Source organism: Acidovorax sp. AC410, assembly GCF_979253235.1.
Genome location: NZ_CEEDCG010000001.1, coordinates 5,363,699 through 5,377,158, shown reverse-complemented (window position 1 = coordinate 5,377,158; position 13,460 = coordinate 5,363,699). Strand labels below are relative to the sequence as shown.

General features: G+C 65.9%; 15 protein-coding genes. 6 read left to right on the top strand and 9 right to left on the bottom strand.

Annotation, left to right across the window (positions count from 1 at the left end; translation table 11 throughout):
* Nucleotides 1-13: 13 nt before the first annotated feature.
* The 8 genes from AC0IZS_RS25000 to AC0IZS_RS24965 form a co-directional block, all read right to left on the bottom strand.
* A complete protein-coding gene (locus AC0IZS_RS25000; protein WP_471638134.1) occupies nt 14-1,966 on the bottom strand; it encodes a response regulator in 1,953 nt (650 codons plus the stop codon).
* Nucleotides 1,967-1,969: 3 nt separating this feature from the next.
* Nucleotides 1,970-2,833: a sensor histidine kinase gene (locus tag AC0IZS_RS24995; RefSeq protein WP_471638133.1), complete on the bottom strand. Its 864-nt coding sequence runs from the start codon at nt 2,831-2,833 to the stop codon at nt 1,970-1,972.
* Nucleotides 2,830-3,834 carry an ATP-binding protein gene (locus AC0IZS_RS24990; protein ID WP_471638132.1) on the bottom strand — a complete coding sequence of 335 codons (1,005 nt, stop codon included), beginning with the start codon at nt 3,832-3,834 and terminating at the stop codon, nt 2,830-2,832. The genes AC0IZS_RS24995 and AC0IZS_RS24990 overlap by 4 nt, the downstream gene beginning before the upstream one ends.
* Nucleotides 3,825-4,229, bottom strand: coding sequence for an anti-sigma regulatory factor (locus AC0IZS_RS24985; RefSeq protein ID WP_471638131.1), 405 nt, complete (start codon nt 4,227-4,229; stop codon nt 3,825-3,827). Before AC0IZS_RS24985 ends, AC0IZS_RS24990 begins: the two co-directional genes overlap by 10 nt.
* Nucleotides 4,219-4,593, bottom strand: coding sequence for an STAS domain-containing protein (locus AC0IZS_RS24980; protein ID WP_057267459.1), 375 nt, complete (start codon nt 4,591-4,593; stop codon nt 4,219-4,221). Before AC0IZS_RS24980 ends, AC0IZS_RS24985 begins: the two co-directional genes overlap by 11 nt.
* 16 nt (nt 4,594-4,609) lie before the next feature.
* On the bottom strand, nt 4,610-5,461 hold the full coding sequence (locus tag AC0IZS_RS24975) for an STAS domain-containing protein (protein ID WP_471638130.1): 852 nt from the start codon (nt 5,459-5,461) through the stop codon (nt 4,610-4,612).
* Nucleotides 5,462-5,630: 169 nt separating this feature from the next.
* Nucleotides 5,631-8,459: a PAS domain-containing protein gene (locus AC0IZS_RS24970; RefSeq protein WP_471638129.1), complete on the bottom strand. Its 2,829-nt coding sequence runs from the start codon at nt 8,457-8,459 to the stop codon at nt 5,631-5,633.
* A gap of 114 nt (nt 8,460-8,573) precedes the next feature.
* A complete protein-coding gene (locus AC0IZS_RS24965; RefSeq protein WP_471638128.1) occupies nt 8,574-9,662 on the bottom strand; it encodes a GGDEF domain-containing protein in 1,089 nt (362 codons plus the stop codon).
* 202 nt (nt 9,663-9,864) lie between these two features.
* On the opposite strand from AC0IZS_RS24965, the gene AC0IZS_RS24960 reads away from it, so the two are divergent.
* From AC0IZS_RS24960 to AC0IZS_RS24935, 6 genes are all read left to right on the top strand, one after another.
* On the top strand, nt 9,865-10,284 hold the full coding sequence (locus AC0IZS_RS24960; protein WP_471638127.1) for a BLUF domain-containing protein: 420 nt from the start codon (nt 9,865-9,867) through the stop codon (nt 10,282-10,284).
* Nucleotides 10,285-10,770: 486 nt separating this feature from the next.
* Complete coding sequence (locus AC0IZS_RS24955; protein WP_057269423.1) at nt 10,771-10,980, top strand: hypothetical protein; 210 nt, start codon at nt 10,771-10,773, stop codon at nt 10,978-10,980.
* A 118-nt stretch (nt 10,981-11,098) separates the two neighbouring features.
* Nucleotides 11,099-11,452 carry an RNA recognition motif domain-containing protein gene (locus tag AC0IZS_RS24950; protein ID WP_471638126.1) on the top strand — a complete coding sequence of 118 codons (354 nt, stop codon included), beginning with the start codon at nt 11,099-11,101 and terminating at the stop codon, nt 11,450-11,452.
* A 200-nt stretch (nt 11,453-11,652) separates the two neighbouring features.
* Nucleotides 11,653-12,105, top strand: a complete 453-nt coding sequence (locus AC0IZS_RS24945; RefSeq protein WP_471638125.1) for an Hsp20/alpha crystallin family protein — start codon at nt 11,653-11,655, stop codon at nt 12,103-12,105.
* Nucleotides 12,106-12,133: 28 nt separating this feature from the next.
* A complete protein-coding gene (locus tag AC0IZS_RS24940) occupies nt 12,134-12,538 on the top strand; it encodes an Hsp20/alpha crystallin family protein (protein ID WP_471638124.1) in 405 nt (134 codons plus the stop codon).
* A 217-nt stretch (nt 12,539-12,755) separates the two neighbouring features.
* On the top strand, nt 12,756-13,103 hold the full coding sequence (locus AC0IZS_RS24935; protein WP_471638123.1) for an Hsp20/alpha crystallin family protein: 348 nt from the start codon (nt 12,756-12,758) through the stop codon (nt 13,101-13,103).
* 98 nt (nt 13,104-13,201) lie between these two features.
* On the opposite strand, the gene AC0IZS_RS24930 is transcribed toward AC0IZS_RS24935, so the two are convergent.
* Complete coding sequence (locus AC0IZS_RS24930) at nt 13,202-13,429, bottom strand: hypothetical protein (protein WP_471638122.1); 228 nt, start codon at nt 13,427-13,429, stop codon at nt 13,202-13,204.
* Nucleotides 13,430-13,460: the final 31 nt, after the last annotated feature.

Below are 13,460 nucleotides of genomic sequence, written 5' to 3'. Positions count from 1 at the left end.
GGCCTCAGTGTGCTCAGCCCAGCGCCTGCAGCAGCAGGTGCGGCTGCAGCGGCTTGCCCAGGTGGCGGTCGAAGCCCGCGGCCAGCGCGCGATCGCGGTCCTGCGGGCGAGCGAAGGCAGTGAGGGCAATGGCGCGCAAGCGCGGATGGCCTGCAGCAGCCTCCATCTCCCGGACCTTGGCGATCAGGTCATGGCCGTCGCGGCCGGGCAGACCAATGTCGCTCACGAACAGGTCGGGCCAGGCCTTGTCGAACTGGGCGATGGCAGTCTCGTAGCTGTCTGCGACGCGCACGAGCGCACCTTCGTCGGACAGCACGATGCTCAGCATTTCGCTGGTGTCGGCGTTGTCGTCCACCACCAGGATGTCCTTGCCCTGGAGCAGGCGGACTTCCTTGCCAAGGGGAAACGCATGCTCTCCCTCGCTGGGTGCGCTGGGCTCCTCGTAGGCCACCATCAGGCGGGCCGTCATGGAGGTGCCTTTGCCAGTGCCTTCGCTGAACGCTGAAATGCTGCCCTGGTGCAGTTCCACCAGGTGCTTCACGATGGAAAGACCCAGGCCCAGTCCGCCATGCGCCCGGTTGCCGGGGGTACCGCTTTGCGTGAAGCGCTCGAACAGGAAGGGCAGAAATCCATCGGGAATACCCACCCCATGGTCCTTGACGACCAGCGTCAGCACATCACCGTCGCGCAGTAGCCGCAGCTCGACCGCGCCCCCCGTCTCGGAGAACTTGATCGCATTGGTCACCAAATTCCACACGATCTGCTGGAACCGCGTGACGTCCAGCCATGCAGGCTCGTCGGTGTCGTCGGCCTGCACCGACAGCACAATGCCCTTGGCCTGGGCCAGATCGCGCAGGGCATCCAGCGAAACGCGGGTCAGCTCCATCGGGTGGGCCCACTCGCGGTGCAGGCGCAGCTTGCCGGACGCGATGCGGGAGACATCCAGAATGTCGGAAATGATGCGCCCCTGCGCCTTGGCCCCGCGCTCGATGGAGTCGATGCCACGCTTGAGCATGTCGGCACTGCAGTTGGGGCGCTTGAGCATGTGTACCCAGCCGGTGATCAGCGTGAGGGGGGTGCGCAATTCGTGCGACAGCACGGCCACGAAATCATCCTTGGTGCGGCTGTGCCGCTCGGCCAGCACGCGCGCAGCCTGTTCGCGCTCCAGGAGTTCCTCGCGACGGCGCTCGAAATCGATCCGCTCGGACAGGTCGGAGGCAATGCCGATGCGCACGCCGGGCTCCACGTGGCTGGACATGCTCCAGTCCAGCAGCATCTGCTGCCCATCGCCTCGCACCATGGGAAACTCGCCTTTCCAGGCGATGTCTTCGGAGCTCTCCAGCCGGACTTTCACGAAGTCTTTCCAGGATTCGGGCACCAGCTCGGCCACCGCCATGCCGATCAACTCACCCCGCGGCCGCTGGATCAGCGCTTCGGCGGCGGGATTCACGTCCGCAAAGCAACCGGCGGAGTCGATCAGCATCATGGCCACGGGCGCCTGCCCATAGATGGCACGGAACCGCGTTTCGCTGCGCCGCAGCTCTTCTTCGGCGGTGCGCGCCCGTATCAAGGCCTGCAAGGTGGCCACCATCAGGGGTGGCTCGGCCGGGTGCACCATGTAGGCGTCGGCCCCTGCATTCAGGCCGGCCACCTTGTGCTCGCTCTTCACGTAGGTGGCGGACAGATGGATGATGGGGGTCAGCGCCGTGCGCATGTCTGCCCGCAAGACCCGGCAGACGTCGAAACCGTCCATGTCCGGCAGATGCACATCCAGCACCACTGCCGAGATGCTTTGCCTGGCCGCCGCTTCAATGGCTGCCCGCCCGGTGGCAGCCTCATCGGTCTGGAAACCCGCTGCACGTATGACGCGTGCCGTGGAGTAGCGCGTGACAGGGTTGTCATCGACCACCAGAACGGTGTGCAGGCTCCGGTCAAGGCTTGGCAAAATCACTCCAGAATGGGGCATGGCTCACTCAGCGGCAGTGGCTTTTACCGGCAGCAGCTGCGCGGGCACGATGACCGAAAAGACCGAGCCTTCGCCCACCACACTGCTCACCTCGATGGATCCCCCCAGCAAGGAGGCCAGTTGCTTGGAAAGCGCCAGGCCCAGTCCCGTGCCACGCAGCCGCTTCTGTATAGGGGCATCCACCTGGGTGAAGTCATTGAAGAGGGCCGGTATATGCTCCTGCGCGATGCCGATACCGGTGTCGGCAACGGAAAAGCGGACCATGTCGCCCGCCTCGCGGACCGCAGAGACCCGCACTTCACCGCGCGCCGTGAACTTGAGGGCGTTGGAGATGAAATTGCGCAGGATCTGCGACAGCTTGCGGTCATCGGTGTACAGCCGGGGCAGCCCTTCTGCCTCCTCGAATACCAGGCTCAGTTCATCGTTGTCCAAAATAGGCTTGAACATGCCCCGCAACGCGGTGAACAGGTCCATCATCTCGAACCACTCGGGGGAGATATCCACCCGGCCAGCTTCGATCTTGGCCAGGTCCAGCAGGTCATCGACCATGTTGGAAAATTCCTGGCAGGTCATCTGGATGAACTCCACCTGGCGCTCCTGCTCCGGAGTGAGCGGGCCATCCACGTGATCGAGCAAAATCCGGGCAATGCTGAGCGTCGCCCCGATGGGCGTGCGGAACTCATGGCTCATGTACGAAAGAAAGCGGCTCTTGAGCTGCGTGGCATGCTTGAGTTGCTCGGCCTGCTCATCGAGCTCGGCGTAGAGCGCCACCACGCCGCGGTTGGTCTCCTCCAGTTCGGCGCGCAGCGCCTGAACCTCGGCGCGGCATTGCTCCAGCTCGGCCTGGGTCGCTTCGCTCACAGTCATTCTCCCTGTTTCACCACGACCACGGTGGCGTCGTCCCGGCCCCGCGTGTGCTGCCAAAGCAAGGCGGCCGCAATCAATGCGGGATCGCGCTGCAGCAGCGGCACCAGACTGTCGGCTTTCCACCTCGACGCGATGCCATCGCTGTGCACCACCGTCACGGCGTGGGCGGGCAGTTCGATGCTGGCCACGTCCGGCCTGCGGACCTGCACCCCCACGGTGCCATGCTGGGTCATCAGGGACTTGTCCGACACCCCTGAAATGACACGCCCCATGACATTGCCAGCACCGGCATATTGCAGGCCTGACGCGTCGTCCATCTGCAGCACGAGGAGCGCTGCCCCGCGCGTGGCCTGCAACCCGGCATGCGCCTCGTTCAACAGGGCCTGCAGGGAGGCAAAGGGGTTGCTGGCAAACACGTCCAGCGCAGCGTTGGCCGCCACTGCGGCATGCGGCCCATGGCCCAGGCCATCCGCGACCACCAGAGACACCTTGTCGCCGTCAAAGGCAACCGCCCAGGCATCGCCGCAAACCGTTTCACCCGGGGCGGCCAGGCTCACCGCACCCAGCCTGGGCGGAGCCAAGGGCCCCTGCGCAGCAGGCCGCACGCGCGCCAGGCACAAGGTGCCCTCGCCGCTCGAATGGATGTTGAAATCGTTGGCCAGGCGGCGTATCGCCCCCAGGCCCGTGCCCGGGGACCCGGAGCCGGTGGACACCCCGTCCTGGATGGCGCGCTGCACGTCGCCGATGCCAGGGCCCTTGTCCAGAGCAATGACCTCCACCTCCAGCGCGGCGTTCTTGATGGCGATCCACAACTCGCCCTGCACGGCATGGCGCAGCAGGTTGGTGCCCAGTTCGGTCACGACCAGCGACAGGCGCCCCGCGTCCACCTCGGACCAGTCCCAGTCCTGCACCGCACGGGCGCAATAGCGCCTGGCCTCCCCCACACAGCTCGCATCCGTGATCCGGAACGGGCGATGGATCCAGCTGCGGATTACTTCCATTTGGTGATGCTCACGCGGGTTCCACGCCCTGGGGCGGAGTCGATCTCGAAATCACCGACCAGGCGTTTGCTGCCGGGCAGGCCCAGGCCCATGCCGGAACCCGAGGTCCAGCCATCGGTCATGGCCAGCTTCAAATCCGCGATGCCGGGGCCCTCGTCTTCAAAATGCAGCACCAGGCCCAAGCGCGGCCCGTTTTCCAGCACCTCCCAGCGCATGCGCCCTCCTCCTCCGTGGATGAGGGTGTTGCGCGAAAGTTCACTGGCGGCAGTGATCATCTTGGTCTGCTCGACCAACGACAGTTTCAGAAGCTGGCAAAGCGAGCGCACAGTCTGGCGACTGGCCACAACATGCTGCTCGGACGCAAGCGGAAGGGTGCCAACGCGGTCAACCGACAAGGCCGCTCTCCTCGCGAGCCCGGCGCAGCACTTCCAGCCCCCGCTCCACATTGAGCGCGGTTTTCACGCCGTCCAGCGACAGGCCCAACTCCACCAGGGTGATGGCCACCGCTGGCTGCATGCCTACGACCACGGTGGTGGCCGACAGGATGCGTGCAATGCCGGAAATACTGGCCAGCATGCGACCCACGAAGGAATCCACGATCTCCAGTGCCGAGATGTCGATCATCACGCCACTGGCGCCGGTCTTTGCGATGCGTTCGGCCAGGTCGTCCTGCAGGGCCAGGGCGGTCTGGTCGAGCATGTCCACCTGGATCGTGACCAGGAGGGTGGAGCCCATGCGCAAGATTGGTATGCGTTCCATAGGTATTGCTGCCGGCTCAGGCTTGGCGCGTCACGCGCCAACCGGTGCGCTGCAATGCCAGCGACAGGGCGTCGGCCAGGCTGGCCTTGGTGGTGATGCCCTGCAGGTCGATGCCCAGATGCACGATGGTCTGCGCGATCTGCGGCCGGATGCCGCTGATGATGCAGTCGGCCCCCATCAAGCGGATGGCCGTCACAGTCTTGAGCAGATGCTGGGCCACCAAGGTGTCCACCGTCGGCACACCGGTGATGTCGATGATCGCCAGCTCGGAGCCGGTCTCCACAATCTTCTGCAGCAGCGTCTCCATGACGATCTGGGTGCGGTTGCTGTCCAGGGTACCGATCATGGGCACCGCCAACACCCCTTCCCACAGCTTGACGACGGGGGTGGACAGCTCCAGCAGCTCTTCCTGCTGGCGGTTGATGATCTCCTCGCGCGCATGCTGGAACGTGGTGGCCGTGAACTGCGCCATGCTGTCCACCAGCTTGGTCAGGCCCCAGAACGCCGACATCAGCTGCGCACTGTCGCCCCCCGCCGCCCACGTCTGCAGCCCACCGAGCAAAGGCTTCTTGAGCGCCAGAACGAACACGCTGGTGTCACCCGCAGTCTGCCCCTGCGCCGCACGCGAGCGCGACAGGGCTGAAAGCACCTGCTGCAGCGGCGACCAGCGGGGGTCGCGGAAGGACTCGGCGTCGGCCCCCGCCTGCAAGGACGCGCCAAAGGCAGCGACGACCTCCGTGGCGTCGGCCGTAGCGGACTTCGCCAGGTCGGGGTTGCTCGTGCGGGCCTCGGCGATCCAGTCCTGTATCAGTACCGCGCTGTGGGGGGCTTGCAGCGCGTCAAGGATGTACGTGGTCAGGTTGTTCATGAAATCGGTTGGATCCGTGTGCGCGAGGCCTGGATGCCCTTGCGTGTGTTGTCGTAAAAATTTGTAGCACGAGGGTACAGCCTAAACAGGGCCAGCACGCGACCGGCTTTGGGTTCGCGGCCTTGTCCTACGCACACTGGCACCAAAACAACCCTGGGCGGGGGGCGATTCACCCCTCGGGATGCGCGCGGGCGCCGAGCATTTGCCTGAGCTTGCGCGCCAGGTCTTCGCGTGCGTAGGGTTTGCTCAGCAGCGCCACCCCGGCATCGAGCCGCCCGCCATGCACGATGGAGTTCTCGGTGTAGCCCGAGGTGAACAGCACCTCGATGTTCGGCTGCACCAGCCGCGCCTTGCGCGCCAGTTCGGGGCTGCGCAGGGGGCCGGGCATGACGACGTCGGTGAACAGCAGGTCGATCTGCACGCCGCTTTCCACCACCGCCAGCGCGCTCTGTGCATCGGGCGCCTTGAGCACCTTGTAGCCCATGTCGGTGAGCAGCTCGACCACGGTTTCGCGCACCTGGGCGTCGTCTTCCACCACCAGGATGGTCTCGGTACCCCCCTCCACCTCCACCAGCGGCTGCAGACCGGCAGCCAGTTCGGACTCCAGCGAACGGGGCAGGTACAGCCGCACGGTGGTGCCGTGGCCGACCTCGCTGTAGATCTTGATGTGGCCGCCGCTTTGCTTGACGAAGCCATACACCATCGACAGGCCCAGCCCGGTGCCGTGGCCCTCGGGCTTGGTGGTGAAGAAGGGCTCGAACACGCGCTGCACGATGTCCTCGCTCATGCCGCAGCCGGTGTCGGACACGGCGATCATCACGTACTGGCCAGGCGCCACATCGCCGTGCGCCAGCGCATAGGCGTCGTCCAGGCTGGCGTTGCCGGCCTCGATGGTCAGGCGGCCATGGCCCTGCATGGCGTCGCGGGCGTTGATGGCCAGGTTGAGCAGCGTGTTCTCCAGAAAGCTGGCGTCGGCCAGCGTGTTCCACAGGCCGCCGGCCACCACCGTCTCCAGCTCCACCGCCTCGCCCAGGGCGCGGCGCAGCATGTCGTTGAGTTCGCGCAGCAGGCGCCCGGCGTTGAGCACCACGGGCGACAGCGGCTGCTTGCGCGCAAAGGCCAGCAGGTGCGAGGCCAGCTTGGCCCCGCGCGAGACGCCGTCCAGCGCCCCGTTGATGCGGCGCAGCGCCGCCTCGTCGCCGGCCTGGGTCTTGCGCAAGAGGTGCAGGTTACCGGAGATGATCTGCAGCACGTTGTTGAAGTCGTGCGCCACGCCGCCCGTGAGCTGGCCCACGCTCTCCATCTTCTGCGACTGGTGCAGGGCAGCCTCGGTGCGGCGCAGCGCCTCCTCGGCAGCGCGGTCGGCGGTCACGTCGCGGCCCACGGCGTGGATCTCGCCGGCCTCCGGCACGGCGGTCCACATCAGCACGCGGTAACTGCCATCCTTGCACCGGTAGCGGTTGTCGAAGCGAAAGGTGGTCACCCCGCGCGCCAGGCCGCTCATTTCGTTGCGGGTGGCGGCCTGGTCTTCGGGGTGCACCAGGTCCATGAAGCTGCGGCCCAGCAGTTCGCGGGCCTGCCAGCCCAGCAAACGGGTCCAGGCGGGGTTGACGGACAGTACCGTGGCCTCGAAATCGGCCACCAGCATCACATCGGTGGACAGGCGCCACATGCGGTCGCGCTCGGCGGTGCGCTCGGCCACCTCGCGCTCCAGGTTTTCATTGAGGTGGGCCAGCGCCATGGCGGCGGCCCGCTGCTCCTCGATGTCGGTGTTGGTCCCCACCCAGCGAACCACACTGCCCGCCTCGTTGCGCAGCGGCACGGCGCGCGCCAGGTGCCAGCGGTAGGCCCCATCGGACCGGCGCAGTCGAAATTCGGTTTCATAGCCCACGCCGCTGGCCAGTGCCTGGGCCCACTTCTCACCGGCCTGGGGCAGGTCGTCGGGGTGGACGATGCGGGCCCAGCCGGTGCCCAGCAGTGCGGCCGGCAGCAGCCCGCTGTACTCGGGCACCTTGTCGTTGAGCCAGTCGAGCAGGCCGTCCGGTCCGGCCGCCCAGACCTGGTTGGGCATGGCCTGCGCAAACACCTGGAACTGCGCCTCTCGGCGGCTCGCCTCTTCCTCGGCCAGAACCCGCGGCGTCACGTCGGAGCCCTGCACGAAGATGCCGGCCACCCGGCCCTGCGCGTCGCGCAGCGGGTGGTACATCACATCGACGTACCGCCTTTCGTACGCGCCGTCGGGCTGGCGCTGCAGCGTGGCAGGCAGCGCCGTGCCGAAGAATGGCTCACCCTTGCCATACACCTGGTCGAGCAGTTCGAAGAAGCCCTGCCCTGCAATCTCCGGCAGGGCCTGGCGCACCGGCTTGCCCAGCACCGGGCGGTGCCCCACCAGCTGCATGTAGGCCGGATTGGCCAGCTCGAACACATGCTCAGGCCCATGCAGCAGGGCCATGAAGCCCGGGGCCTGCTCGAACATGCTGCCCAGGCGCTCGCGCTCGCCCTGCACGCGCTTTTCGGCCTGGACCTTGGCCGTGGTCTCGGTAAGGATGGCCATCACCCCCACCGGCTGCCCTTGCCCATCGGGGATGGGCGAATAGTCCAGGTCCAGGTACACCTCTTCCGGCACGCCGTTGCGGTGCAGCACGAGAAACTGGTCGCGAAAGCTCAGCGTGCCGCCCGCCAGGCATTCGGTGATCACGCGGTCATTGAAAGCCTCGGCCTCGGGCCAGGCCTGGCGCGCAGGCATGCCCAGTATCTCGGGATGGCGCGCACCGGCGATGGCGGCGTAGCCGTCGTTGTAGAGCAGGATGCCTTCGTGCCCCCACAGCATGGCCATGGGCACGGGCGATTGCAGCATCAGGTCCACCGCCACGCGGACGGTGGGCGGCCAGACATTCTGCGGCCCCAGTGCCGTGGCAGCCCAGTCGAATCGGGCAAAGGCCTGGCGTACGGGGGTGATGGGCTCAACAGGCGTGGCAGGAGATGGGGCGCTGTACATACACGGTAGGTTGCAAGAGGCCAAAAACGCACGCAGATGCATGGTGCAGAGGGCAGGTTCCAGGCGAGATCCTGGCAATACAGCAAAGAGCGACCTGCGGGATTCTCACATGGTTCAGGCCTGGGCCACCCTGTTTCGGCCCGCCTCCTTGGCCGAATACAGCGCCGCATCGGCCCGCGCATACAGGCTGCAGGCGGTTTCCCCGTCCTGCAGGGTGGCGGCCCCTATGCTGATGGTCACGCCGCCATGCGCCCCTGGTGGCGCCTGGGCCACTGCCAGGCGCATGCGCTCGGCCACCTCGAAGGCGCCCTGCGCGCCCGTGTTCGGCAGCAGTACGGCGAACTCTTCTCCTCCCACACGGGCAACGATATCGATGACCCGGGCGCCCGCGCTCAGGACCTGCCCGATCATTTGCAGCACCTGGTCACCGGCATCGTGGCCCAGGCGGTCGTTGATGCGTTTGAAGTGGTCCACGTCCAGCATCAGCAGGCTCAGCGGCGAACGGTGGCGCTCCACGATGGCCAGCTCCAGCGCCAGGCTGTGGTCGAACGCGCGCCGGTTGCGCAGGCCGGTGAGCGAGTCCGTCGTGGCCAGTTCGGCCAGGGCACGGTTCAGTTCGTCCACCCGCTGCAGTTGCTCCAGCAGCCGCCGGTTGAGCGCGTCCGATTCGCGCACGGCCTTGCGCAGCTGGATTTCGCGCAGGGCCGAATGCGCAAGCTCGACCAGGACTTCGACGTCGGTCTCGGTCCATTGCCGGGGCTCGAAGTCCACTGCGCAGAAACTGCCCAGCACCTGTCCCTGGGCGGTCACCAGAGGAATGCCGGCATAGGCACGCACCCCCAGCGAACGGACGGTGGGGACGTCGCAGAAGCCCGCCAATTGCGTGACATCCGAGAGCACCAACGGCCCGTCGGACACCATGGCGTAGTGGCAAAACGAACGCCCCTCCAGTTGGCGTGTGGTGTTCAGCGGCTCGCCCAGGCCGAAGGCGCTTTTGTAGAAGTCCCGGCTCGAATCCACCAGCGACACGAAGGTGACGGGCGCCCCCGTGAGCCTGGCCGCCAGGCGGGTCAGCCGGTCAAAGCTCTCTTCGGGCGGGGTGTCCAGCAGGCCGGTGTCCCGGACCGCCGCGACACGGCCTGGATCCGCCAATGCCGCCAGGATGCTGGCTTCGTCTGCGGGAACGGGGGACGGTGTTTCCATGGGATGCAGCACCTTGTAAAAGTGCCGGGACGTTACACGATCACTCGAAGCGGCGCCCGGTGGAACGCAAAGCCCTTGAACACCCTCGAAGTCACTCGGGCATCCCTCCCCGGCGTGCAATGGCGAGCGGATTCGCGGGGTATTCGACCCACGTCCAACGTCGCCGCCCAGGGCTGACACACTCGGCAGCTCGGAGGCAAACATGTTGATACAACTGATCTACGCGAGCCGATGCTCGCGCGTTCTGGGACCCGCCGATGTCAAGGACATCCTGGGTGCATCGCAGCGTAACAACACCCGCGCTGGCATCACGGGTGCGCTGTGCCTGAACAACGGCATTTTTCTGCAGTTGCTCGAAGGCGACCGTAGTGCAGTGAATGCGCTGTACCACCGACTGCTCAAGGATGACCGCCACCGCGACACGGCGATCCTGGACCTGAGCGAAATCCCGTACCGCCGCTTCACGGGTTGGTCCATGGGGCTGATCGCATCGCTGGAAACCAACCGGCAGCTGTTCCTCAAATACTCCGGCACCGCGGATTTCGACCCCTACACCATGGGCACGGTGAGCCTGCGCAGCTTCTTCGAAGAGATCCTGCAGAACGTGCGCTGGCTGGAGTAGCAGTGGCCTAGGAGCGTGCGCGGCAGAAGGCATCGAAGCGAAACGTCCGAAAACCGAGGATCGCTGGGTAGTACCGACAAGCCCAGGGTGGCCCCCTGGGCGCCGGAGGTGATACCCGGCGAGACCGGTTTGTCGGGCGTTGCAGCCGATGCTCCTTCTGCCGCGCACGCTCCTAGCATGCTTGGCGCAGAGGAAATGATCGCAGCGCACCTCGGCATGGAGCCGCTCTTCAAAACCAAGAAGAATATTAATCCCAACTTTCATTCAAACTGGTGATATACTAGCCGCTGTTGCAGTGAAGGCTCTTGACGAAAGCTGGCACCGCAACGCTTGCTGGATGGCAACCCACCATCTGCTCGCCGCCTTTTGCGACCTCTGTCGCCCGTGTTGGTCTGTAGAGCTGCAGCCAACCGCGTTTGTTGATGCTCACGCAGGCTTACGGGCCTGTGATCCTGACTGAATCAGATTTCAAAGACCGCCATTTCCATGGGCAAGTTCGTCGTTTCGCCCGCGACACACCAGACCGACTGCGGCAACTTCCGCGCCTCATTTTCGGTCCATCGATCCCAGGGCAACGGCAGCTACTGCCGCGTGTTCCGCTTCGACAAAGCCTTTGCCTCGCGCGAAGCCGCCCGGCTCTTTGCCGTCACCCAGGGCTGGCTGCAAACCTGCATGCCGCACCCTCCTGCGTGCTGATGGTCTGCTGACCGCAGATCGCACACCCCTCCTTCCCCCAATTGCTGCGGATCACCGATCCGCAGTGTCCCAACGGCGCTCCATTCGTTGCGCGCCTTCTTTCAGAAAGGCTCTTTTCATGAGCAGCAAAATCTACGTGGGCAACCTGCCCTACTCCGTGACCGATTCCGTCCTGGAAAGCAATTTCTCCGAGTTTGGCGCTGTCACCTCGGCCAAGGTCATGATGGACCGCGAAACCGGCCGCTCCAAGGGCTTCGGCTTTGTGGAAATGGCATCGGCCGAAGTCGCCCAGGCCGCCATCACCGGCCTGCACGGCATGTCGGTCGATGGCCGCTCGATCGTCGTGAACCTGGCCCGCCCGCGCGAAGAGCGCAGCGGCGGCTCGGGTGGCTACAACGCAGGTGGCTACAAGGCAGCCAATCGCCCGGACACCGGCTACGGCACGGGTGGCTACGGCGGCGGCCGCTACTGATCCAGTCGCTCTCTGCGAAAAACCGGCTCTTGTGAGCCGGTTTTTTTTCGTGCCGACTTTCTTCGATGGACCTCCAGACGGTGCCCGGGAGAGCAACAAAAATCCCCTCTTGAAACCTCTGCAGGAGGCTCTATTTCTGCAATCGAACCGGCGGGGGGCGGTCTCCGGCCGGTGTCATTCAACCCAACGGAGGACACACCATGTATGTATCGTTGTTGAGTCAACCGGGCAGCCTGTTTGGCCCATTCGAGCGGCTGCGCCGCGAACTGGATGACGTTTTCGGTGCCCCGGGGCTGCCCAGCAGCATCCGCTCGGTCAATGCGGGCACGCTGCCGGCGATCAATGTGGGGCGCACCCCCACCAGCGTGGAGGTATACGCCTTCGCACCGGGGCTGGACGCCTCGAAGATCGACGTGAGCCTGGACCGGGGCGTGCTGCGCATTGCCGGCGAGCGCGCGTCCGCCATCCCTGCAGCCGACCCCAAGGTGCAGGTGTATGCCAGCGAGCGCAGCGTGGGCTCGTTCACCCGCACGGTGTCCTTGCCGGACGACGTGGACCCGGCCCAGGTGAATGCCAGCTACCGCGACGGGGTGCTGCAGATCAGCATCGCGCGGCGCGAGTCGGCCCAGCCCAAGCGCATCACCGTGCAATGACCCCTGTCGCATCCCAAGGAGAACCATCATGAGCGCACTGAAACAAGTGGCCACCACCTCTTCGCCTGCATCCCCTTCGGCTGCGGCCGACCGCGATCCGCAGCGCGCGTTGCTCCCTGCGGTGGACGTGTTCGAGGACAGCGGCGGCATCACGCTGCTGGCCGACATGCCCGGCGTGCCCAAGGAGCAGTTGGAGCTGAAGGTGGAAGGCGAATCGCTGCTGATCGAAGGCAGCGTTCGACCCCATGCAGCCGACGGCCTGGAGGCTATCTACGCCGAGGTGCGGGTGCCGCGCTACCGCCGCAGCTTCACGCTCAGCCGTGAGCTGGACACGGCCCGCATCGAGGCCAGCCTCAAGGACGGCGTGTTGTGCCTGCGCATCCCCAAGCAGGCCCATGCGCAACCGCGCAGGATCGCCGTGGTGGCAGGTTGAGAGTGCGGCAGACGCAGATTGCAATGAGATCTTTGTTCAGAAAGGAGGAAACATGAACCCCACTGCAGAACAAGCCGCACAAGGCGCTGGACGGACCAGCGGTTCGCTGTGGCAAGCATGGAACAAGGTCGCCAGCCGGGCCAGAAGCGCCCTCGCGCGAGTTTGGCCAGCGCCTGCTAAAACTGACCGGCGCGGGCCGCCAGCGCCGCTCAGCGCAGTGCCTCGCCTGAGGGGATGGGCCTTCACGACGGCGCACGTCTTCGATGGCCCCAGCAAGGTGGTCGTGCGCGTCGAGGCCACCGGCATGCGCCGTGAGGACTTGCGCATCGAGCTCCATGGCCATGTGCTCACCGTGTGGGGCGAAAAGCGCACCCACCGGGCTGGCACAGCGGGCCGCTGGCACATCACCCGGTATGCGCAGGGTCCTTTGCGCCGCGACCTGTCGCTTGCGGCTGCGGTGGATGCCTGCAACAGCAAGGCCAGCTACCGCGACGGGGTGCTGCGCATCGAGCTGCCCAAGTCCGACGCGGTGCGGGGCGGGGCCATTGCCTTGCACCTGGCCTGAAGGCCTGCGCTGCCCTTGCAGCACAACAATCCGCCCGGCTCCGCCCGGGCGATTTTCATGGAACCGCCATTCAAGGGTGTGGTGCAGGCCTGCGCTTTTCAGTGCAGCTGGCGCCCGTCTCCCCGGGCGCCGGCTCGCTCGGGCGAGCGCAAGCCCGCTTCAAGAAGTGTGGACGTGCGCTGTACCCGCCGCACCGCCTCGCGCGCGAGGAGATAGGCGTCGGTCTGCAGCTGCGACAGGTAGCGCAGCGATGAACCGCTGCGCCGGCCCGCACCGCGGGTGGCACGGTCTGCTCCCGAAGAGGGAGATGGGGAATGCGAATTCATGGACAAACTCCTTTCTTGGAAGGTGAGCCGA